The sequence below is a fragment of the Xenorhabdus entomophaga genome, assembly GCF_037996725.1.
In the GTDB taxonomy this organism is placed as follows: domain Bacteria; phylum Pseudomonadota; class Gammaproteobacteria; order Enterobacterales; family Enterobacteriaceae; genus Xenorhabdus; species Xenorhabdus khoisanae.
The window spans coordinates 43,015-63,993 of record NZ_JBBMXH010000003.1 but is presented as its reverse complement, the minus strand read 5'-3'; the positions used below and the strand labels follow the sequence as shown (position 1 = coordinate 63,993).

The window sequence follows — 20,979 nt, the reverse complement described above, 5'->3', positions numbered from 1 at the left end:
TTTTATAATAAGTTCATTTTAATCCTGAAAGAATAGTGCTCCATTGTAAAAACACTAATTTCCTTCCAGTCATTAATCAAACCTATAACTTCATCAAAAATTTTTTCTTTACCGCCTATCTGTATAACCTTACAACCGGCTGTCAATGCACTTTGCACTCCAGCTTTAGCATCTTCAAAAACCAAACAATCTTCAACTGCAACATTCAGATACTTGGCCGCCATGAGGTAAGGTTCAGGATGTGGTTTCCCATTTAATACATCATCAGAACCAATTATGAGATCTGGTATATTAAGATCACAAATTTTCATTCTATGATATGCAACCCGCTTGCTAGCAGAAGTCACCACGGCCCACGGACAAAGATCTAAAGAGTGTAAAAAATCTTTTGCACCAGGTAATGGTATAGCAGTATTAGAGTATTCAATTTCTAAATCATTTAATATCTGTATCTGTTCTTCTACATTCAAATAGGGAGCAACAGATAAAATGACATCAACAGAACGCACACCATGACAAATTTCCAATACCTTTTTTACAGGAATATTGTGCATCTCACACCATTTAGACCAAATACTTTCAACTTCTGATAACGACTGAATTAAAGTACCATCCATATCAAATAAAATAGCCTTTATATTAGAAAGTTCCATCACCCCTCCATAATGAAAAGTATTATAATCTATATTTATAATAATTTAGACCCACTGCTCATAAGAGTCAATAATAAACAAATAAAATAGTATTCAAATCAGAAAACACTTACTAAATAACACTATCATAGTACTTTAGGATCATTGACAATCCAGTAAATCTTAATAGAAAAAACACTTAAAATCATAATACTATAATTAGTCAATGTCTTCACCAAGCTCCAATTCTCCCTTGTATCTTCCCAAGAAACAGGAATTTGATATAGTTTCTTAGAAAGCCTATTTGCCAGATAAATAATTTCAGCATCAAATGCATATCCTTTTATTTTTTGCTTGGAAAATAATTCTTTTGCTAGATCTGATCTTATCATTTTGAATGGACACTGAGAATCAGAAACCTCACATTTTAATAAGGAATTAACCATTTTCAAAAAGAATTTACTTGTTATTTTACGATATAAATTAGCCCTTGATTTATTTTTTGAGAATCGCTCACCAATAACCAAATCAATATTATATGTTTCAATATTTTGGTATGCATTCAAGAAATCATTCTCTTTTATTGGAAAATCAATATCAGTGTAAAATATATACTTCCCCATTGCCAGATCTACGCCTCGTCTGATGCTATACCCTTTACCATAGTTACCACAATTAGAGATAACCACAACGTCAGGATACTGTTTTTTTATTTTAACGATATCATGATCATGGAAATTATTTTTATTTGAATCGTTAACAATAATAACTTGTACATTCAATATTTCTTGAATCTTCCTGATACGCTGTATAGTTTTATCAATAATGAAAAAATTTTCATTATATCTAGGAAGAACAATTGAAATATCAATATTATTCTCTACATGATGCATTTTTTTCTCCATTATAACATCTTAGAGTAATATTATTAAAAACCCAGTAATAATTTACCTAACGTTGTTAAATTCATATTAGATGTACTTTGTTGTTCCACTTTCTTAATAGGGAAGGATTTACCTGTTATAGATGTAGTCGGCAATCCTTTCTGATAGGCTGAAATTCTCTCTGAAATTTGCTGTGCAGTAAGATCAGTGCGTGGAAAACAACAAAAATATTGAGCCAACCTAGGTTTATTAGAAACGTTAGGTTTATTTCCATGAGGTAATGCACCATGAAAAATAACATAATCACCAGCCTTTAATGGAATCGACTCAATTTTCATTCCTGTCGTATCTGGAAATCTACTATTATATCCTTCAGATTGCTTGGATAACCATTCATAAATAACTTTATGAAATCCGGGAACACATTGAAATCCACCAGAGTTTCCATCATCATCAGTCAGACTCAATAAACCTTGTATTTTTCTTTCCAACGGCCGCTTTGAAACATCAATATCCCAATGAATAAATCCTTCATACTTCCAATTTTCATTAACTGGAGGATTCATGTTAACTCTATCAATACTCACCAATAGATCTTTTGTACCAAATATTTTTTCATAAACCGAATAAATTAGTTGATTTTGCCGATTATCCCATAATGTTTGATGATGGTAAAAAGGAATTCGTCCCATTTCATCAATTCCTGAGCGAGATCGAATATTTTTATCATAAAAATCAATATGATTATTTTTATCCATTTCAAGAAAATCAAATATAGCATCCACTGTCTTCTTTGTCTGTTCTCTATCTATAGCTGACTCTATGACTATATACCCATTGTTATCCCAACTTTTTAAGTACTCATTCATTTTTTCTTCGGAAAGAATTTTAGACATTTTATTTACCCTAATTAATTTTTATATATGATAAATTACTATCTCATAGAGTGATTTTATTTTTAGTTAATGTTATATTAAACATACTTTTATATTTCACTTAAATATTATTTAGACATGCCACTAATTATAAACTAATTTTAATTATCCCTACTAGATAGCACCCGAATAGATTTAAACTCAGAAACAAAAAATTAACAACAAACACATATAAATCTATCAGAAAAAATTTAATTTAAGCAAAATAAAACTTGAACAGAAAGATAAAAATTCACATAAATTAGATGAAGATCACATCCAACATTTTAAAATAAATAACTATTATTTATAATGGATAACTAAGATTGTTATTAATGTGAAAATAATTGACTTGAATCTTTATTTGGTGATCGCCTAAACGATCACCGATATAAATAATAAGATTAGTTTTTATTAACTCATATTTATTATATAACTTGAAATAAAATCTCTTTTTTAGCTATTACATGATCTTTAAAAGTAATTCTAATTCCCTCATAGTCATCAATATTGCTGATAATAACTGGGCTTATTAAAGATTTGGCATTAGAATTCAGATAATCAAGATCCAATTTCAATATTGCATCTCCTATTTTTACTTTTACTCCTTCCTGAATCAAACGATTAAATCCCTTTCCGTTTAACGAAACAGTATCAATACCTATATGGACAATGACTTCAACACCGCTATCTGCAACAATACAAAACGCATGATTAGTATCAAAAATTTTCACAACTGTACCATCAATAGGAGCAAAAACAGTATTCGACGTTGGTTTAATAGCAATGCCTTCACCAACAATCTTACGGGAAAATGCTTCATCAGGAACATCCTCTAGATTCACTAACTCACCACTGATTGGAGCCATTAAAGTCAAAATAGGTTCACCCTCCTGCTGACTATTCACTTTTTCCAAAGGTTGAGACTCAGACTGTTGTATTTCTAGTGCTGCAGCAACGAAATCTTTTTCTAACAAATCACGCATAGCATTAGCTATCAATTCTGCACGAGGCCCAACAATGATTTGAACACTCTGTTTATTCAGACGAATCACCCCTGAAGCCCCGAGACGTTTCGCCAATGAATTATTTACTAAGCCTGAGTCTTTTACTGACAAACGCAACCGACTGATACAAGCATCAATACTAGTTAGATTATTTGCTCCCCCCACAGAAGCAATATATTGGCGCGCTTCTTCCTGAATGTTATTTGCAGAGTTACTGCCTTTCTTTACCATATTAACATCATAACCATCAGCCTGATCCGTGTTTGATATTTCACGCCCAAGTGTCATCAGATTGAACTTTTTAATGGTGAAACGGAATACGACATAATACAGACAAAAGAATATCAAGCCTTGTAGGATAAGCATGTACCAGTGAACAGCCAGCGGATTACGTGATGAAAGTAACATATCAACAAACCCAGCGCTAAAGCCAAAGCCCGCAATCCAGTGCATTGCTGCTGCGATATAAACTGAAATTCCCGTCAGAATGGCATGCAGCACGTAAAGTACAGGCGCTACAAACATGAAAGAGAATTCAAGTGGCTCAGTCACGCCAGTGAAGAAAGCAGCAAATGCGCCTGCCATCATGATACCTCCGACCATTGCTTTGTTTTCAGGACGTGCGCAGTGGTAAATCGCTAATGCAGCTCCCGGCAAACCAAACATCATGATAGGGAAGAAACCTGCCTGATAACGCCCTGTAATTCCAGGAATGGCTGTACCTGCTTCAATGGATTTCTGTCCAGCCAAGAAGTTAGGAATATCATTAATACCCGCAACGTCAAACCAGAATACTGAGTTAAGTGCATGATGTAAGCCAATTGGTATCAGCAGACGGTTGAAGAAGGCGTATACACCCGCCCCTACAGAACCAAGATTGGTGATACTTTCACCGAATGCTACCAGCCAACCATAAACTACTGGCCAAACAAACATCAGGATAAAAGACACAACAATCATTAAGAAAGAGTTCAAGATAGGTACTAAACGACGACCACTGAAGAAAGATAGTGCTTGTGGTAATTCCACACTACTATAGCGATTATACAGTTCAGCAGAAAAGACACCCACCAAGATCCCAACAAATTGGTTGTTTATCTTGCTAAATGCCATTGGTACTTCCTCAAGCGGAGTACCTGTAATCATTGCTATCGCAGCCGGAGAACATAGCTTTATGACAACAATAAACCCAATTAAACCTGCCAGTGCAGCAGCGCCATCTTTGTCTTTCGACATGCCATAAGCAATACCAACTGCAAACAGCATTCCCATGTTTTCGAGAATGGCAGTACCCGATGTAATTAGCAGTGCTGCTAACGCATTGTCGGAACCCCACCCCGTTGGATCAATCCAATAACCAATACCAACTAATATTGCCGCTGCGGGCAATGTCGCCACAGGCACCATCAATGCCCGGCCAATCCGTTGTAAGTAGCTCAGAATATTCACTTACTCCCCCTTGAAGCTCCGTTAATGGAGTCTTTTAGTTAATTAACGACGTGATGACATCATTTATCTGTTTCTTGTAAAACATTTTTTAGTCTAAAAAAATTATTTTGTATCGCAAATTAAATACCTCTGATATGTGATTAAAATCACCGGATTTGATAAATTTTTAATCAAAAACATAGCTAGCACGCAAAACTTATTTTATCATTGAAAATATCTTTATTGCATTACATGAGGCAAGACCCCATTTAGATTAGGTATGATGTGCGGTCTATCCTGTTGCCAGAATGCATGGCCTTGATATCTCATGTGTCATGCATGTTGTGCATAGCTCTCATAATTAAATTAACGAATGATTTTTAAGAGGTACTCATGAGGCTGATCCCCCTAACAACAGCAAGTGACGTTGGTCGATGGTCTGCTCACTATATTGTTAGTAAAATCAATGGCTTTAATCCAACTGCTGAACGTCCTTTCGTACTTGGGCTTCCTACAGGCAGCACACCACTAACGACCTACAATGAGCTGATATCCCTGTATCAAGCCGGAAAGGTGAGCTTTAAGCACGTTGTGACATTCAATATGGATGAGTATATCGGTCTGCCTGAAAACCATCCTCAAAGCTATCACTCTTTTATGTACCAAAACTTCTTCAATCACATTGATATTCCAACTGAAAATATCAATTTGTTAAACGGAAATGCACCGGATATTGATGCTGAATGCCAGCGTTACGAAAATAAGATCAAATCTTATGGAAAAATCCATTTATTCATGGGAGGCGTCGGTAATGATGGGCACATCGCTTTTAATGAACCTGCATCTTCTCTTTCTTCACGCACACGCATCAAAACACTGACCATTGAAACCCGGACAGCCAATTCCCGTTTTTTCAACAATGATGTGGAACAAGTCCCCAAATATGCACTCACCGTTGGTGTTGGCACGTTAATGGATGCCGAAGAAATCATGATTCTGGCAACCGGGATGAATAAAGCCCAAGCTCTGCAAGCTGCCATAGAAGGGAATATCAATCATATGTGGACAGTCAGTTGCCTCCAGACGCATCCAAAATCTCTTATCGTTTGTGATGAACCTGCAACGATGGAGCTGAAAGTGAAAACAGTGAAGTATTTTCGCCAACTGGAAACCGACATTATCAATGAATTTGCCAGCTAAACTTAATTTAGTCAAAGTGTAGGAAACCAATATGTACGCATTAACCAACGGCATCATTTATACCGGATATGACAGGCTTGATAACCACGCGGTTATCATTGCGGACGGTTTGATTAAACAGGTTTGTCCGGTAGATGAATTGCCAGAAGAGATTGAGAAACACGACTTACACGGCGCGAATCTCACCCCCGGGTTTATTGATCTACAAGTCAATGGTTGTGGTGGCGTTCAATTTAATGATCAATTGGACAATATTTCAGAAGATACTCTGCATACCATGCAGAAAACCAATCAGCTCTACGGTTGCACCAGTTTCCTCCCTACCCTCATCACCAGCCCCGATGAGTTGATGATAAAAGCCATTGAAGTGATGCGCTCCTATCTGAAAAAAAATCCCAATCAGGCACTGGGGCTACATTTGGAAGGGCCTTATCTGAACCCAATCAAAAAAGGGACTCATAATAGCGCCTATATTCGTAAGCCAACACCGGAAATGGTCAATTACCTTTGCCATAACGCGAATGTTATCACGAAGATTACCCTCGCCCCCGAAATGGTGGAGAGCAAATATATTCGGCAGTTAGCCGAAGCAGGTATTGTTGTTTCTGCCGGTCATTCCAATGCGACTTATGAAGAAGCGCGCCATGGTTTCCAAAATGGCATTACCTTCTCTACTCACTTATATAATGCTATGCCCGCCATTTCTGGTCGCCAGCCGGGGTTAATCAGCGCCATTTATGATTCATCAGAAGTCTATGCCGGCATTATCTGTGATGGGATGCATGTCTCATGGCCAAATATCCGCAATTCCAAGAGATTAAAAAATGAAAAGCTTATTTTAGTCACAGATGCCATTCTTCCTGCCGGGCTTGCTCCTGATGCAATGGAACAATTTACCTTTGCAAATAAAACAATATATTATCGAAATGGTTTATGTGTTGATGAAAATGGAACGCTGAGCGGCTCATCAGTCACAATGATTGATTGTGTCAAAAATAGTGTTGAACAGGTTGGTATTGCTTTGGATGAAACGTTGCGGATGGTAACGCTTTACCCAGCTCGGGCAATCGGTGTTGATAAATACTTCGGCACGATTGAACCCGGCAAGGTAGCGAATCTGACTGCATTTACTCACGATTTCAAAATCTGCAAAACCATTGTTAACGGAAATGAAATCAAACTATCGTGAGTATCAAGATTGATGAGTAATGAAAACGCACAAAAGCAAATCGGTAATATTGATCTAGTCAAGCAGCTAAATGGGGCTGTGGTCTATCGGCTAATTGATCAGCATGGGCCAATATCACGCATTCAAATTGCAGAAGAAAGCCAGCTTGCCCCCGCCAGCGTAACAAAAATTACTCGTCAGCTATTGGAACGCGGCTTGATAAAAGAAGTCGAACACCAAGCCTCCACTGGAGGAAGGCGTGCAATTTCCATTATCACCGAAAGCCGCCATTTCCATACGATTGGAATTCGGCTTGGGCGCCATGATGCAACTTTGGCGCTGTTTGACATGAGTGGTAAGACGCTAGTAGAAGAGCGCTATCCTGTACCGGAGAATACTCAGCAGGAAGTTGAAAAGCGGATTATTTCCGCCATCGAGAATTTCATCGACAAAAATCAACGCCGACTACGTGAGTTGATTGCAATTTCAGTAATTCTTCCTGGCTTGGTTGACCCGGATGAAGGGGTTATCCGTTATATGCCGCATATTAAGGTAGATAACTGGCCCTTGGTGAAAAGTTTAAAGGATCATTTCAATACCTTCTGCTTTATTGGGCATGATATTCGCAGCCTTGCATTAGCTGAAAATTACTTTGGGGCAACTCGTGACTGTGAGGATTCCATTCTAGTACGCATCCACCGTGGGACGGGTGCTGGTGTCATCGTTAACAACAATATCCTGCTTAATAAACGCGGTAATATGGGCGAGATAGGGCATATTCAAATCGAGCCGTTGGGTGAACGCTGCCATTGCGGTAATTTTGGCTGTCTGGAAACTATCGCTTCCAACTCAGCAATAGAAGCCAGAGTAAAGCATCAGTTACGTCAAGGCTTCCCAAGCCAGCTCGCCTTGAATAATTGCAACATTCACGCCATTTGCCTCGCGGCTAATGCAGGTGACCCATTGGCTACAGAAGTCATCAAGCAAGTAGGGCACTACCTTGGCAAAGCGATTTCTATAGCGATTAACTTATTTAACCCCCAAAAAGTCGTTATTGCAGGGGAAATAACCGAAGCAGAGCAGATTTTGCTTCCGGCTATACAGAGTTGTATCAATACGCAAGTATTACAAGCATTTCGTGAAGATCTTCCTGTTGTCGTTTCCGAGCTAAATCACTGCTCTGCTATTGGCGCATTTGCGCTAACAAAACGCGCTATGCTTAATGGTGTACTGTTACAACATCTTCTTGGGGGATAACATCAGCCATTCTTGTCGGTAAAGTCAGCAAAATGATTATAAGACAGACAAATGAACGCTTTTGTGCATATTTCTTTAAAAAAGCAGTTGACGCATCTCTCTGATATACGCATAATTCGCCCCGCACCGCCGATGAAGGTAAAGCGAAAGATGGCTACGTAGCTCAGCTGGTTAGAGCACAGCACTCATAATGCTGGGGTCACAGGTTCGATTCCCGTCGTAGCCACCATCTTTGCGGGAGTGGCGAAATTGGTAGACGCACCAGATTTAGGTTCTGGCGCCGCAAGGTGTGCGAGTTCAAGTCTCGCCTCCCGCACCATTTTATTTATCGGTTTGTACTTAAAACGTGTTTATTAACGATTTTAAGTTTTAGTGTGTTGTTTCAGGTGGGGTATCGCCAAGCGGTAAGGCACCAGGTTTTGATCCTGGCATGCCCTGGTTCGAATCCAGGTACCCCAGCCATACAACTGAAATAGCAGTATGACTAAAACGATATCGCGTTAAATTAAAACAGTTTGAGAACAATAAAGGCTGTAGTGATAACACTCAGTTGGGGTATCGCCAAGCGGTAAGGCACCAGGTTTTGATCCTGGCATACCCTGGTTCGAATCCAGGTACCCCAGCCATCTTACTGAACGTTATCACAAATCTTACGATTATCGTAAATGGCTACGTAGCTCAGCTGGTTAGAGCACAGCACTCATAATGCTGGGGTCACAGGTTCGATTCCCGTCGTAGCCACCATTCATTTTCAAATCCAATTGGGGTATCGCCAAGCGGTAAGGCACCGGATTCTGATTCCGGCATTCCCAGGTTCGAATCCTGGTACCCCAGCCATGTTTCTGAAAATCACCATAAATTTTACGATCATTGTAAACGGCTACGTAGCTCAGCTGGTTAGAGCACAGCACTCATAATGCTGGGGTCACAGGTTCGATTCCCGTCGTAGCCACCATTCATTTTCAAACCCAATTGGGGTATCGCCAAGCGGTAAGGCACTAGGTTTTGATCCTGGCATGCCCTGGTTCGAATCCAGGTACCCCAGCCATATCTGTTAATTCTTACCAAAATACCATCTTATTAAAAATCACTTTAATACCAAAACAACTAACCAGCTGTCTAATATCTACAAACTCACTCAACTCAACAGCCCAACAGAATTTCAGTAATACACAAATTTGAACCACGATCCTCTATCAGCAATATGCTGTAGTAGATTACTTGCACGAGTCCCAAATTGGGACTAACATCTCTTTCTGAAAATAATATCCGTTGCATCACTCAAGACTTTTTGGGAAAAGCCCCCCGATGCAGAACAACCACTAAGAGCTTGGTATGATGAAGCCAAAAAAGCCTCTTGGAAAACACCTGCTGAAATTAAAACTCAATACCGCAATGCGAGTATCCTGAAAAATAATCGCGTGGTATTCAATATCAAAGGGAATGATTATCGCCTGATAGTTTCCATATTTTATCCCGCAGGTTGGGTATATGTGAAATTCGTCGGCACACACAAACAATACGATGCCATAAATGCCAACACCGTAGAGCCGGAGTGAACAATGAACATTAAACCTATTAGAACAGAACAAGATTATCAAGAAGCGCTAAAAGCCATTGCACCACTGTTCAATAATCAACCTGAAATAGGGACTGCTGAATTTGATTACATGGAAGTTATGGTGCTGCTGATTGAAGCTTATGAAGCAGAACATTATCCAATAGATCCACCAGATCCGATTGAGGCAATTAAGTACAGAATGGAGCTATCAGGGTTAACCATTAAAGATCTGGAACCTGCGATTGGAAAAGCCAACCGTGTATATGAGGTCCTAAATCGTAAGCGTAACCTAACATTAACTATGATCCGGAATTTACACTGCATGTTCGGGATTCCCGCTGATATTCTTATCAAACCAACTAAACTAGCCCCTTAAGGGGCTAGTTTAGTTTTAGGACTGATCCGGTGTAGTTTATCCATCTAGCTATTGATTTAATTTGTTAAAAATAAACGCCACTCACAAACCCAAAGCATATTTCAGTGCGAGATTTTTTATAACACCTGAACGTTGTGCCGCCATCAATGCCAAATTGCGCGCTGTTTTCAGTCCCGGCAAATCACTGCTGAATGCAGTGTGGAAAAGATCCATCCCTGCTTGCATCACCAAATTATCCGGCATCCTACGACGCTGATAACGCATCAAAACTGCCTGAGAATGCCAATCTTCCAGCAATTCTTTGGCATTAGTCAGTACCTTGAGCAAAACATCCACATCTCTATACCCCAAATTCACGCCCTGCCCTGCCAACGGATTAATGGTATGAGCTGCATCACCCAGTAACACCAATCCATCTTGCACATAATGGCTGGCATGATGGCGAACCAAAGGAAATGAACCTGCTGCAATCGGAGTGACTTTACCCAAACGGGCAGGAAACGCCTTAGAAATTTCTCGCTCAAGTTGTACCATCGTCATTGATTGCAATTGACGAATACGTGCAGGAGAATCATACCAAACCAATGAAGCCCACTGATCAAACAGCGGCAAGAAAGCTCTGGGGCCAGAAGGAAAAAATTGCTGCCATGTTGTATCTTGTTGGGGTTGCTCAGTCTTAACCGTTATCAACATACACGACTGCCGATACTGCCATCCTTTGCTGCCAATATTCGCCAATTGACGAACTTGGGAGCGGGCGCCATCTGCACCAATAATCAAATGTGCATCAATTTCCGCACCCTCTGCCAACATTACCCGCCATGTTTTATCCTCGCGTTGACGCTGCATCGATTTCAGAGCCGTAGGACAAAACAGTGTCAGGTTTGGATAACGTTCAAATTCCTGCCACAGAGCCAATTGCAAGATACGGTTTTCCACCATATAGCCCAACTCCGGCAATCCAAGGCTGTTGGCGTCGAAAGTTACATTGGAATCATTCTGTTCCCACGTTTCCAATTTGCGATAAGGGGCACTGCGCATCCGTAATACATTTTTCCACGCACCCAATTGCTTCAATAAATCCACGGAAGCACAACTAATCGCAGATACGCGAATATCAGGTTCACTGCCTGCATCGTAAGGCGCTGGTGACTGGTGTTCCAATAGCGCAACGCGCCAGCCTTCCTGTGCCAATCCCAATGCTGTCGCGGCACCAATCATGCCAGCGCCCACGACAAGGATATCGAATTTTTGTTGTGGATTATTCATACTTATCACGTGATTAACTTGTTGATTAAAATAGTGTACCGGAATTTTCCCTTTCCGGCTGTGAATATCCGGTGTTACAGTCTGGTCACTCGTGCCTCAAATGACTACAATAGCTAACAATATTATGCTAAATACACTATGTGCAATACATTGCGCTTTTCAGTGTTGAAGCATCATTCCACTGGAAACACCGGATACACAAAATGTCGACGATAAAAAAACTGTACATCAAAACCTGGGGCTGTCAGATGAATGAATACGATTCATCCAAGATGGCCGACCTGCTGGAAACCACTCACGGTTATCAGTTAACCGATGTCGCCGAAGAAGCAGATATCTTACTCCTGAATACTTGTTCAATCCGTGAAAAAGCTCAGGAAAAAGTCTTTCACCAACTTGGTCGCTGGAAAGGCTTAAAAGACAAAAACCCCGAGGTCATTATCGGTGTGGGTGGATGCGTAGCCTCTCAGGAAGGGGATTTTATTCGCCAACGTGCACCTAGTGTCGATATTATCTTTGGGCCGCAAACTCTGCATCGTCTGCCTGAAATGATTAACCATGTCAAAGGCACCCGCAGCCCGGTCGTTGATATCAGTTTCCCTGAGATAGAAAAATTCGACCGTCTGCCAGAGCCTCGTGCAGACGGCCCGACTGCATTCGTTTCCATTATGGAAGGCTGTAATAAGTACTGCACATTCTGTGTCGTTCCTTACACCCGTGGAGAAGAAGTCAGCCGTCCTTGTGACGATATTCTGTTTGAAATCGCTCAACTTGCTGCACAGGGCGTGCGTGAAGTTAACCTGCTTGGCCAAAACGTCAATGCCTATCGTGGTGCAACGTTTGATGGAGATATCTGCACATTTGCAGAACTGTTGCGCTTGGTTGCAGCTATTGACGGCATTGACCGTGTTCGCTTCACCACCAGCCATCCAATTGAATTCACTGATGATATCATTGCAGTTTACGAAGATACGCCAGAGTTGGTCAGTTTCCTGCATCTGCCAGTTCAGAGCGGTTCTGACCGCATCCTGACGCTGATGAAACGTGCCCATACTGCGCTGGAATACAAAGGTATTATTCGCCGTCTGCGTAAGGCTCGTCCTGATATTCTGATTAGTTCCGACTTCATCATCGGTTTCCCGGGAGAAACACAGGATGATTTCGAAAAAACCATGAAACTGATCGCCGATGTTAATTTCGACATGAGTTTCAGCTTTATCTACTCAGCACGCCCGGGAACACCTGCGGCCGATTTGCCTGATGATGTAAGTGAAGAAGAGAAAAAACAGCGCCTGTACTTACTCCAACAACGCATTAACCAACATGCCATGAGCTTCAGCCGTGCAATGCTTGGCAGTACACAGCGTATTCTCGTTGAAGGCCCGTCCCGCAAAAATATTATGGAACTTTCCGGCCGTACTGAGAATAACCGCGTGGTTAACTTTGAAGGTGCGCCTGACATGATTGGCAAGTTCGTTGATGTCGAGATTGTTGACGTATACGCCAACTCCCTGCGAGGTAAAGTTATCCGCACTGAAGATGAGATGGATCTTCGTATCCATGAGTCACCTGAATCAGTCATTGCCCGTACACGCAAAGAAGATGAACTCGGCGTTGGCTTTTATCAGCCTTAACAGGCCCTAACATAGAGATAATCAGTGACACAAATCAACCCACAAGTAGCAACCCAAGAAATTTTTCTGGAACCCGCAGATAATCAACGCCTAATGAGCCTGTGTGGACCACTTGATGACAATCTGAAACAACTTGAGCGCCGTTTGGGTATCGAAATCAACCGTCGCGATAATCGTTTCAAACTGGTAGGTAAACCACTGTGTGTGAATGCCGCAGCGGGTATCCTGCGTCATCTTTATGTCGAAACCGCCCCTGTACGCGGCATGATACCGGATCTTGAGCCTGAACAGATTCATCTAGCTATCACCGAAAGCCGCATACTGGAACAGGTAGCAGAAAGTGTGCCTGAATACGGCAAAGCCGTGAGCATCAAAACCAAACGGGGTGTTGTAAAGCCCCGCACGCCCAATCAGGCGCAATATATTGCCAATATCCTTGACCACGACATCACATTCGGGGTTGGGCCGGCGGGAACAGGGAAAACTTATTTGGCTGTCGCTGCTGCTGTTGATGCACTGGAGCGTCAGGAAATCCGCCGTATTCTGCTGACCCGTCCTGCGGTTGAAGCCGGGGAAAAATTGGGTTTCCTGCCCGGTGACCTGAGCCAGAAAGTCGATCCTTATCTGCGCCCGCTTTATGATGCCCTGTTTGAGATGCTGGGATTTGAAAAAGTTGAGAAGCTGATCGAAAGAAACGTTATCGAAGTGGCTCCACTAGCTTATATGCGTGGACGTACCCTCAATGACGCCTTTATTATTCTCGATGAAAGTCAGAATACGACCATCGAACAGATGAAAATGTTTTTAACCCGCATTGGTTTTAATTCCAAGGCGGTTATTACTGGTGACGTGACTCAGATTGATCTGCCAAGAGGGCAGAAATCAGGTCTGAGCCATGCGGTAGAAGTTTTATCTGATGTTGATGAACTGAGCTTTAACTTCTTACATAGTGAAGACGTTGTCCGCCATCCGGTGGTTGCAAAAGTTGTTATCGCCTATGAAGCATGGGAAGCAGCAGAGCAAGAGCGTAAAAAAGCGCTTAATGAAAAACGCAAACAGGAAGCACAATGAGTTCAGCTATATTAGATTTGCAAATTGCATGTGAAAATCCAGAAGGGCTTCCTGATGAAGTCCTGTTCCAACGCTGGTTGGAAGGTGTTCTGCCACAATTTCAGGCGGAGAGTGAGGTGACCATTCGTTTGGTCGATGAGGCAGAAAGCCGCGATTTAAACCTCACTTATCGCGGGAAAGATAAACCAACCAATGTGCTATCCTTCCCATTTGAAGCGCCACCTGAAGTTGAGTTACCCTTACTCGGTGATTTAATTATCTGTCGTCAAGTTGTTGAAAAAGAGGCAGAAGAGCAACAAAAAACTGTCGAGGAACACTGGGCACATATGGTTGTTCACGGCAGCCTTCATCTTCTGGGATATGACCATATCGAAGACGATGAAGCAGAGGAAATGGAATCTCTGGAAACAGAACTTCTGGAAAAAATGGGTTATCCTGATCCCTATCTCATGGAAAAAGAATAACCATAACCAACATTTTTATGTTAAACATTACATTCTACGATTTATTAATGGGGAATTTTCATTAAAACGCCATGAGCGACGACCATCCTTCAAGTAACGATAGCCCTGACCCTAAGAAAGGCTTCTTTGCACTTCTTAATCAGCTTTTTCACGGTGAGCCGAAAAACCGTGATGATTTGGTTGAACTGATCCGTGATTCAGAGCAGAACGACCTGATCGATCCCGACACCCGAGAGATGCTCGAAGGGGTAATGGATATTGCTGACCAACGTGTGCGGGATATTATGATCCCACGCTCACAGATCGTTACCTTAAAACGCAATCAATCTCTGGACGAATGTCTGGATGTTATTATCGATTCGGCCCATTCACGCTTTCCTGTTATCAGTGAAGATAAGGATCACATCGAAGGCATATTAATGGCGAAAGATTTACTGCCATTCATGCGTACGAATACAGAGCCTTTCAGCATTGGTAAAGTGCTTCGTCAAGCTGTTGTTGTGCCGGAAAGTAAACGGGTTGACCGTCTGCTGAAAGAATTCCGTTCTCAACGTTATCATATGGCGATTGTGATCGATGAATTTGGCGGTGTTTCTGGTCTGGTCACAATTGAGGATATTCTTGAACTGATTGTTGGTGAAATAGAAGACGAATACGATGATGATGATGATAACGATATTCGTGCTTTAAGCCGACACTCCTATTCAGTTCGGGCATTGACTCAAATTGAAGATTTTAACGAGGTTTTCGGTACCAATTTCAGCGATGAAGAGGTTGATACCATTGGCGGGCTAGTTATGCAGGCATTCGGGCATCTGCCTTCCCGTGGAGAATCTATTGTCATTAATGGCTATCTTTTCAAAATAGCAATGTCTGATAGCCGTAAGATCATTCAGGTTCATGTAAAAATCCCGGATGATGCTGAAGTTCCTAGCCTTGATAAACCATAATAGGATCTGGATGAACAAAGCCTCATTAATGAATTGCCAGCGGCTACGTGCCGTGCTGGCACTTCTTTTCGGAGCCAGTGGAACACTGGCTTTTTCACCTTTTGATTTCTGGCCTGCCGCTCTCGTTTCTCTTTTCGGCCTGCAAATCCTCACCTTAAACAGGACCAGCCGTCAGGCTTTCTTGATTGGTTTATGTTGGGGGCTTGGCTTATTTGGCAGCGGCGCAAATTGGGTTTATGTCAGTATTGCCGATTTTGGAGGTATGCCAACCGCCATCAATATCTTTCTGGTGCTCCTGCTATCAGCCTATCTTGCCCTTTACCCTGCATTATTCGCCGGCTTACTGAACCGGTTTTTTCCGACTTCCAGTGGTATCAGACTGGTCATTGCCAGCCCCGCGCTTTGGCAATTAACAGAATTCTTGCGTGGCTGGGTATTAACCGGGTTTCCTTGGTTACAATTCGGCTACAGTCAAATTGATGGCCCAATGAAAGTTGTTGCGCCTATTCTGGGTGTGGAAGGCATTACCTTCCTGCTTATGATGATTAGCGGGTTACTGGTTTTTGCTACTGTTCATAAAAAGCTATCATCGGCCATCATTGCCATTATCTTGCTGCTATTGCCATGGCCAATGCGACACTATCAGTGGTATACCCTACAACCGGAAAAAGCCACTAATATCGCACTGGTTCAAGGCAATATTCCCCAAGCCATAAAGTGGGATCCTGCTGCTCTTGGGAAAACGTTGGATATTTATCTGGATAATAGCCGTCCCTTCATTGGCAAGGCACCTATCATCATTTGGCCTGAATCTGCCATTCCAGATACTGAATACAACCAAAGGGCTTTTCTGACCGAACTGGATGCCTCACTGAGAGAACACAATACCAGCTTAATTACCGGTATTGTTGATGCCCGGCCTACGCTGGAAGGTTATAAATTTTACAATAGTATTATTGTATTAGGTGATAAAACGCCTTACCGATATCCGGCCCCAACCCGTTACGACAAACATCACCTCGTACCATTTGGTGAATTTGTCCCGTTGGAATCAGTATTGCGCCCGTTGGCCCCCTTCTTCAATTTGCCAATGTCTTCTTTTAGCCGTGGTAATTACACCCAGCCACAGCTTTCTGTTGCAGGGCACAATATTACTGCGGCTATCTGTTATGAAATCATTTTAGGTGAACAGGTACGTGATAACTTCAAGCCTGATACAGAATTTTTGCTCACCGTTTCTAATGATGCCTGGTTTGGGCGTTCCATTGGCCCGTGGCAACACTTCCAGATGGCTCGGATGCGCGCCCTTGAACTGGGTCGCCCTCTGTTAAGAGGAACAAATAATGGTGTTACAGCAGTGATCAGTCCAAATGGCTCAATTCAAGCTGAAATTCCACAATTTGCCCGGCAGGTATTAGAGTCCAAAGTTACGCCCGCAACAGGAATAACGCCCTATTTTCGCTTCGGAAATTGGCCGATATGGGGATTCAGTGCGCTGTTTTTCATTTTTGCTTTTATGAAAAGACGTCAAAAAATTTAATTTCTCATAAATGAGAAGATATTATTAATGAAAAATCAGGGCATATTTTATGCCCTGATTTTATAAATTTTTTATCTCACTCCACAGACAACTTCAGCAATCTTCCTTAAGCATCACTTTCATCACCAATGTAACGCAAATTTACAACATACATAACCAGTTTTATAACATACAAGCAGAATATTACGCTAAATAGTTCAAAGTGTGAACAGCATTCGATATTATTCACTTTCTAATCACGCATAAATGAAATTGTTTATTTATAGTGCGAGGTAGGTCGCGAAATGAAAACATTATGGTTTCAAAAAAGTAACATTATGAATTATTTTTTTACAGCATATAAACAAAATGATTCAGAAAATCGTTTCTACAAACAATTTTATTCATCTATGTAAAAACACAATTATCTGTAAGAAAGTGTAATTTCACGAAAAATAGCCAGATATAGGAGCTGTATATGCGTAAGTTGATGTTAACCATGATGTTGCTTAGCGCGGTTGGGGCTGCTCATGCTGAGGAATTGACTGGTACACTGAAAAAAATCAAAGATAACGGTATTATCGTTGTTGGGCACAGAGAATCTTCTGTCCCATTCTCTTACTACGATAATCAGCAAAACGTCGTTGGTTATTCCCAAGATTATTCCAATTTGATCGTCGATGCTGTTAAGAAAAAACTGGATATGCCTAACCTACAGGTCAAGCTGATCCCTATTACCTCCCAGAACCGCATTCCCCTGTTACAAAACGGTACATTCGATTTTGAATGTGGGTCTACAACCAACAATTATGAGCGACAGAAGCAAGCAGCATTTTCCAACACTATCTTTTCCGTCGGCACCCGCCTGTTGGCTAAAAAAGATTCTGGTATCAAAGGCTTTGATGATCTGGCAGGAAAAAATGTTGTCGTGACTTCTGGCACAACCTCTGAAATTTTGTTGAACAAACTCAATGATGAGAAGCAAATGAAAATGCGCATCATCAGTGCCAAAGACCATGGTGATTCATTCCGTACTCTGGAATCAGGCCGTGCCGTTGCCTTTATGATGGACGATGCCCTGCTCGCAGGCGAACGTGCAAAAGCGAAGAAACCGGATCAATGGATCATTGTTGGCAAGGCACAATCAGAAGAAGCCTATGGCTGTATGCTGCGCAAAGATGATCCTCAATTCAAGAAATTGATTGATGACGTCATTGTTAAAGTACAAACCTCCGGTGAAGCAGAAAAAATGTTTGATCGCTGGTTCAAAGAGCCAATTCCACCCAAAAATCTGAACCTGAACTTCTCCATGTCAGATGAAATGAGAACCTTGTTTAAGTCACCAAACGATAAGGTATTGAACTAATTAAGGAACTAAAAAATCCTGATTTTATTGGCACGACGGGTCTGAGGTAGTCGTTCCCTACCTCATTTTTTTAGATCGTTTTTAAGTATTACTGCCAACCCCATTTCAGGGAGAACGGTTATGTCTGTTGATTGGAATTGGGGCATCTTTTTACAAGCTGCTCCTTTTGGTAATACCACCTATTTGGGGTGGCTGATTTCCGGGTTTCAAGTCACCATCGCACTTTCCATCTGTGCTTGGCTTATTGCACTTGTTGTCGGGTCTTTGTTTGGTATTCTCCGAACTGTCCCGAATAAATTTCTTTCCGGGCTAGGAGCATGTTACGTTGAACTGTTTCGCAATGTGCCCCTTATTGTCCAGTTTTTTACGTGGTATTTGGTCGTGCCGGAATTCCTGCCCAAAAGCTTAAGCGATTGGTTCAAAATGGAACTGGACCCTAATATTCAATTTTTTATTTCTTCTGTCATTTGTTTGGGATTATTCACTGCCGCCCGCGTATGTGAACAGGTTCGCGCCGCAATTGAGTCACTCCCCAGAGGGCAAAAGGCCGCAGGGTTGGCAATGGGATTAACCCTGCCACAAACCTATCGTTATATTCTGCTGCCAAATGCCTATCGGGTGATCATTCCTCCAATGACTTCAGAAATGCTCAATCTGGTGAAGAACTCAGCTATTGCTTCTACTATCGGGCTGGTTGATATGGCTGCACAAGCCGGGAAACTGCTGGATTACTCAGCACACGCCTATGAATCATTTACGGCGATCACTTTGGCTTATGTGGCTATCAATCTCGTGATCATGCTTGCCATGAGCATACTTGAGAAAAAAGTACGTTTGCCAGGCAATATGGGAGGAAGGTAAATAATGTATCAGTTTGATTGGAGTTCAATTATTCCTAGCCTACCCTTTCTCCTGAATGGATTGATGATAACGGCCAAAATCACCGTGGTAGCCATTATCATTGGAATTGTCTGGGGAACCATTCTGGCAATGATGCGTCTCTCATCCATTAAGATATTGAGCTGGTTTGCCACTCTTTATGTTAATCTCTTTCGCTCAGTTCCGCTGGTGATGGTATTACTCTGGTTCTATCTGATTGTGCCTAACTTATTACAAAATGTTCTAGGTATATCACCAAAAACCGATATCCGTTTAATTTCCGCAATGGTAGCTTTCTCGCTATTTGAGGCCGCTTACTATTCCGAAATCATTCGGGCAGGCATTCAGAGTATTTCCCGTGGGCAATCCTCTGCTGCGTTGGCACTGGGTATGACCCATATGCAGAGCATGCGTCTGATCATCCTGCCACAAGCATTCCGGGCAATGATCCCATTATTGCTAACGCAAGGCATTGTATTATTCCAAGATACATCTCTGGTATATGTACTGAGTCTGGCTGATTTTTTCCGTACAGCAGCGAATATTGGTGAGCGCGACGGCACTCAGATTGAAATGGTTCTGTTTGCCGGCTTTGTTTATTTTGTGATTAGTTTTGCCGCTTCTATGCTGGTTAACTATTTGAAGAAAAGGACTGTTTGATGATTTCCCTGAAAAATGTATCCAAGTGGTATGGCCAATTTCAGGTTCTTACTGACTGCTCAACTGAAGTCAAAAAAGGCGAAGTAGTCGTGGTCTGTGGGCCTTCTGGTTCCGGTAAATCCACGCTGATAAAAACGGTCAATGGCCTTGAACCAGTCCAGCAGGGTGAAATTCTGGTAAATGAAACGAAAGTCAATGATAAGAGCACCAATCTGGCACAGCTACGCTCCAAAGTGGGAATGGTATTCCAACATTTTGAGCTGTTTCCACATCTCTCTATCATTGAAAACCTGACACTGGCCCAAGTTAAGGTGTTAAAACGCGATAAGAAAGCGGCGACTGAAAAAGCATTAAAATTACTGGAACGAGTTGGATTATCCAGTCATGCTAATAAATTCCCCGCACAACTTTCTGGTGGTCAGCAACAGCGGGTTGCCATCGCCCGTGCCCTCTGCATGGACCCTATTGCGATGCTGTTTGATGAGCCAACTTCTGCACTCGACCCCGAAATGATAAATGAGGTGCTGGATGTCATGGTTGAATTGGCAAAAGAAGGTATGACCATGATGGTGGTAACCCATGAGATGGGATTTGCCAAAAAAGTAGCGCATCGCGTTATTTTCATGGATGAGGGAAAAATTGTCGAAGACAGTAAGAAAGAAGATTTCTTTGCTAATCCGAAATCGGAGCGCGCCCGCGATTTTCTGGCAAAAATTTTGCCCTGATTTCTCTTTGTCGGC

Annotated in this window: 19 protein-coding genes and 8 tRNA genes; 22 read left to right on the top strand and 5 right to left on the bottom strand. The window is 41.8% G+C overall.

The annotated features are described in order from the left end of the window. Window positions 1–2: 2 nt before the first annotated feature. The 4 genes from AAC854_RS01205 to nagE all read right to left on the bottom strand — a co-directional run bounded on the left by AAC854_RS01205 (window position 3) and on the right by nagE (window position 4,886). Window positions 3–653, bottom strand: a complete 651-nt coding sequence (locus tag AAC854_RS01205) for an HAD-IA family hydrolase (RefSeq protein WP_340615526.1) — start codon at window positions 651–653, stop codon at window positions 3–5. Window positions 654–778: 125 nt separating this feature from the next. After that, window positions 779–1,525, bottom strand: a complete 747-nt coding sequence (locus AAC854_RS01200) for a glycosyltransferase (RefSeq protein ID WP_340615525.1) — start codon at window positions 1,523–1,525, stop codon at window positions 779–781. Between the two features lie 35 nt (window positions 1,526–1,560). Beyond that, complete coding sequence (locus tag AAC854_RS01195; protein ID WP_340615524.1) at window positions 1,561–2,412, bottom strand: phytanoyl-CoA dioxygenase family protein; 852 nt, start codon at window positions 2,410–2,412, stop codon at window positions 1,561–1,563. 446 nt (window positions 2,413–2,858) lie between these two features. Next, complete coding sequence (nagE, locus tag AAC854_RS01190) at window positions 2,859–4,886, bottom strand: N-acetylglucosamine-specific PTS transporter subunit IIBC (protein WP_340615523.1); 2,028 nt, start codon at window positions 4,884–4,886, stop codon at window positions 2,859–2,861. A 372-nt stretch (window positions 4,887–5,258) separates the two neighbouring features. On the opposite strand from nagE, the gene nagB reads away from it, so the two are divergent. From nagB to AAC854_RS01125, 13 genes are all read left to right on the top strand, one after another. Beyond that, window positions 5,259–6,065: a glucosamine-6-phosphate deaminase gene (gene nagB / locus AAC854_RS01185; RefSeq protein WP_340615522.1), complete on the top strand. Its 807-nt coding sequence runs from the start codon at window positions 5,259–5,261 to the stop codon at window positions 6,063–6,065. A 31-nt stretch (window positions 6,066–6,096) separates the two neighbouring features. Next, window positions 6,097–7,254, top strand: a complete 1,158-nt coding sequence (gene nagA, locus AAC854_RS01180) for an N-acetylglucosamine-6-phosphate deacetylase (RefSeq protein WP_340615521.1) — start codon at window positions 6,097–6,099, stop codon at window positions 7,252–7,254. 12 nt (window positions 7,255–7,266) lie between these two features. Next, window positions 7,267–8,490 carry a DNA-binding transcriptional regulator NagC gene (gene nagC / locus AAC854_RS01175; RefSeq protein ID WP_340615520.1) on the top strand — a complete coding sequence of 408 codons (1,224 nt, stop codon included), beginning with the start codon at window positions 7,267–7,269 and terminating at the stop codon, window positions 8,488–8,490. Window positions 8,491–8,642: 152 nt separating this feature from the next. After that, a tRNA-Met gene (locus tag AAC854_RS01170) sits at window positions 8,643–8,719 on the top strand. A gap of 5 nt (window positions 8,720–8,724) precedes the next feature. Then, a tRNA-Leu gene (locus AAC854_RS01165) sits at window positions 8,725–8,809 on the top strand. A gap of 68 nt (window positions 8,810–8,877) precedes the next feature. Then, window positions 8,878–8,952 (top strand) — tRNA-Gln (locus AAC854_RS01160). 89 nt (window positions 8,953–9,041) lie between these two features. Continuing rightward, window positions 9,042–9,116, top strand: a tRNA-Gln gene (locus AAC854_RS01155). Between the two features lie 41 nt (window positions 9,117–9,157). Continuing rightward, window positions 9,158–9,234: transfer RNA gene (locus AAC854_RS01150), tRNA-Met, on the top strand. 18 nt (window positions 9,235–9,252) lie between these two features. Next, window positions 9,253–9,327 (top strand) — tRNA-Gln (locus AAC854_RS01145). Window positions 9,328–9,368: 41 nt separating this feature from the next. Beyond that, a tRNA-Met gene (locus tag AAC854_RS01140) sits at window positions 9,369–9,445 on the top strand. An 18-nt stretch (window positions 9,446–9,463) separates the two neighbouring features. Continuing rightward, window positions 9,464–9,538, top strand: a tRNA-Gln gene (locus tag AAC854_RS01135). 208 nt (window positions 9,539–9,746) lie between these two features. Then, the gene (locus AAC854_RS01130) at window positions 9,747–10,049 is read left to right on the top strand and encodes a type II toxin-antitoxin system HigB family toxin (RefSeq protein WP_340615551.1); all 303 of its coding nucleotides are present in this window, start codon (window positions 9,747–9,749) and stop codon (window positions 10,047–10,049) included. A 3-nt stretch (window positions 10,050–10,052) separates the two neighbouring features. Continuing rightward, window positions 10,053–10,427, top strand: coding sequence for a helix-turn-helix domain-containing protein (locus AAC854_RS01125; RefSeq protein ID WP_340615519.1), 375 nt, complete (start codon window positions 10,053–10,055; stop codon window positions 10,425–10,427). Window positions 10,428–10,508: 81 nt separating this feature from the next. Here the strand turns inward: AAC854_RS01125 and ubiF are convergent, their stop codons facing one another. Beyond that, window positions 10,509–11,696, bottom strand: a complete 1,188-nt coding sequence (gene ubiF, locus AAC854_RS01120) for a 3-demethoxyubiquinol 3-hydroxylase (RefSeq protein WP_340615518.1) — start codon at window positions 11,694–11,696, stop codon at window positions 10,509–10,511. A gap of 203 nt (window positions 11,697–11,899) precedes the next feature. On the opposite strand from ubiF, the gene miaB reads away from it, so the two are divergent. From miaB to AAC854_RS01075, 9 genes are all read left to right on the top strand, one after another. Beyond that, complete coding sequence (gene miaB, locus AAC854_RS01115) at window positions 11,900–13,330, top strand: tRNA (N6-isopentenyl adenosine(37)-C2)-methylthiotransferase MiaB (protein ID WP_340615517.1); 1,431 nt, start codon at window positions 11,900–11,902, stop codon at window positions 13,328–13,330. A 93-nt stretch (window positions 13,331–13,423) separates the two neighbouring features. Continuing rightward, the gene (locus AAC854_RS01110) at window positions 13,424–14,401 is read left to right on the top strand and encodes a PhoH family protein (protein WP_422824016.1); all 978 of its coding nucleotides are present in this window, start codon (window positions 13,424–13,426) and stop codon (window positions 14,399–14,401) included. Beyond that, complete coding sequence (gene ybeY, locus AAC854_RS01105; protein WP_340615515.1) at window positions 14,398–14,865, top strand: rRNA maturation RNase YbeY; 468 nt, start codon at window positions 14,398–14,400, stop codon at window positions 14,863–14,865. The genes AAC854_RS01110 and ybeY overlap by 4 nt, the downstream gene beginning before the upstream one ends. Before the next feature lie 71 nt (window positions 14,866–14,936). Then, on the top strand, window positions 14,937–15,815 hold the full coding sequence (gene corC / locus AAC854_RS01100; RefSeq protein ID WP_340615514.1) for a CNNM family magnesium/cobalt transport protein CorC: 879 nt from the start codon (window positions 14,937–14,939) through the stop codon (window positions 15,813–15,815). 10 nt (window positions 15,816–15,825) lie between these two features. Beyond that, window positions 15,826–17,355 (top strand): apolipoprotein N-acyltransferase, encoded by a 1,530-nt coding sequence (lnt, locus tag AAC854_RS01095; RefSeq protein WP_340615513.1) that lies wholly within the window; start codon window positions 15,826–15,828, stop codon window positions 17,353–17,355. Between the two features lie 457 nt (window positions 17,356–17,812). Further along, entirely contained in the window at window positions 17,813–18,700 is an 888-nt protein-coding gene (locus AAC854_RS01090) for an amino acid ABC transporter substrate-binding protein (protein ID WP_422824011.1), read from the top strand. Between the two features lie 120 nt (window positions 18,701–18,820). Beyond that, the gene (locus tag AAC854_RS01085; protein WP_340615512.1) at window positions 18,821–19,561 is read left to right on the top strand and encodes an amino acid ABC transporter permease; all 741 of its coding nucleotides are present in this window, start codon (window positions 18,821–18,823) and stop codon (window positions 19,559–19,561) included. Window positions 19,562–19,564: 3 nt separating this feature from the next. Next, the gene (gltK, locus tag AAC854_RS01080; protein WP_340615511.1) at window positions 19,565–20,239 is read left to right on the top strand and encodes a glutamate/aspartate ABC transporter permease GltK; all 675 of its coding nucleotides are present in this window, start codon (window positions 19,565–19,567) and stop codon (window positions 20,237–20,239) included. Beyond that, window positions 20,239–20,964: an amino acid ABC transporter ATP-binding protein gene (locus tag AAC854_RS01075; RefSeq protein WP_340615510.1), complete on the top strand. Its 726-nt coding sequence runs from the start codon at window positions 20,239–20,241 to the stop codon at window positions 20,962–20,964. The genes gltK and AAC854_RS01075 overlap by 1 nt, the downstream gene beginning before the upstream one ends. Window positions 20,965–20,979 lie beyond the last annotated feature (15 nt).

Excerpts from the sequence above, each read along its gene's own strand:
- nagA (WP_340615521.1), top strand. The coding sequence starts at position 6,097 with ATGTACGCATTAACCAACGGCATCATTTATACCGGATATGACAGGCTT.
- AAC854_RS01195 (WP_340615524.1), bottom strand. The coding sequence starts at position 2,412 with ATGTCTAAAATTCTTTCCGAAGAAAAAATGAATGAGTACTTAAAAAGT.
- AAC854_RS01090 (WP_422824011.1), top strand. The coding sequence starts at position 17,813 with ATGCGTAAGTTGATGTTAACCATGATGTTGCTTAGCGCGGTTGGGGCT.
- lnt (WP_340615513.1), top strand. The coding sequence starts at position 15,826 with ATGAACAAAGCCTCATTAATGAATTGCCAGCGGCTACGTGCCGTGCTG.
- AAC854_RS01075 (WP_340615510.1), top strand. The coding sequence starts at position 20,239 with ATGATTTCCCTGAAAAATGTATCCAAGTGGTATGGCCAATTTCAGGTT.
- AAC854_RS01205 (WP_340615526.1), bottom strand. The coding sequence starts at position 653 with ATGGAACTTTCTAATATAAAGGCTATTTTATTTGATATGGATGGTACT.
- miaB (WP_340615517.1), top strand. The coding sequence starts at position 11,900 with ATGTCGACGATAAAAAAACTGTACATCAAAACCTGGGGCTGTCAGATG.
- nagC (WP_340615520.1), top strand. The coding sequence starts at position 7,267 with ATGAGTAATGAAAACGCACAAAAGCAAATCGGTAATATTGATCTAGTC.
- AAC854_RS01125 (WP_340615519.1), top strand. The coding sequence starts at position 10,053 with ATGAACATTAAACCTATTAGAACAGAACAAGATTATCAAGAAGCGCTA.
- AAC854_RS01200 (WP_340615525.1), bottom strand. The coding sequence starts at position 1,525 with ATGCATCATGTAGAGAATAATATTGATATTTCAATTGTTCTTCCTAGA.
- ubiF (WP_340615518.1), bottom strand. The coding sequence starts at position 11,696 with ATGAATAATCCACAACAAAAATTCGATATCCTTGTCGTGGGCGCTGGC.
- nagB (WP_340615522.1), top strand. The coding sequence starts at position 5,259 with ATGAGGCTGATCCCCCTAACAACAGCAAGTGACGTTGGTCGATGGTCT.
- corC (WP_340615514.1), top strand. The coding sequence starts at position 14,937 with ATGAGCGACGACCATCCTTCAAGTAACGATAGCCCTGACCCTAAGAAA.
- AAC854_RS01085 (WP_340615512.1), top strand. The coding sequence starts at position 18,821 with ATGTCTGTTGATTGGAATTGGGGCATCTTTTTACAAGCTGCTCCTTTT.
- gltK (WP_340615511.1), top strand. The coding sequence starts at position 19,565 with ATGTATCAGTTTGATTGGAGTTCAATTATTCCTAGCCTACCCTTTCTC.
- AAC854_RS01110 (WP_422824016.1), top strand. The coding sequence starts at position 13,424 with ATGAGCCTGTGTGGACCACTTGATGACAATCTGAAACAACTTGAGCGC.
- ybeY (WP_340615515.1), top strand. The coding sequence starts at position 14,398 with ATGAGTTCAGCTATATTAGATTTGCAAATTGCATGTGAAAATCCAGAA.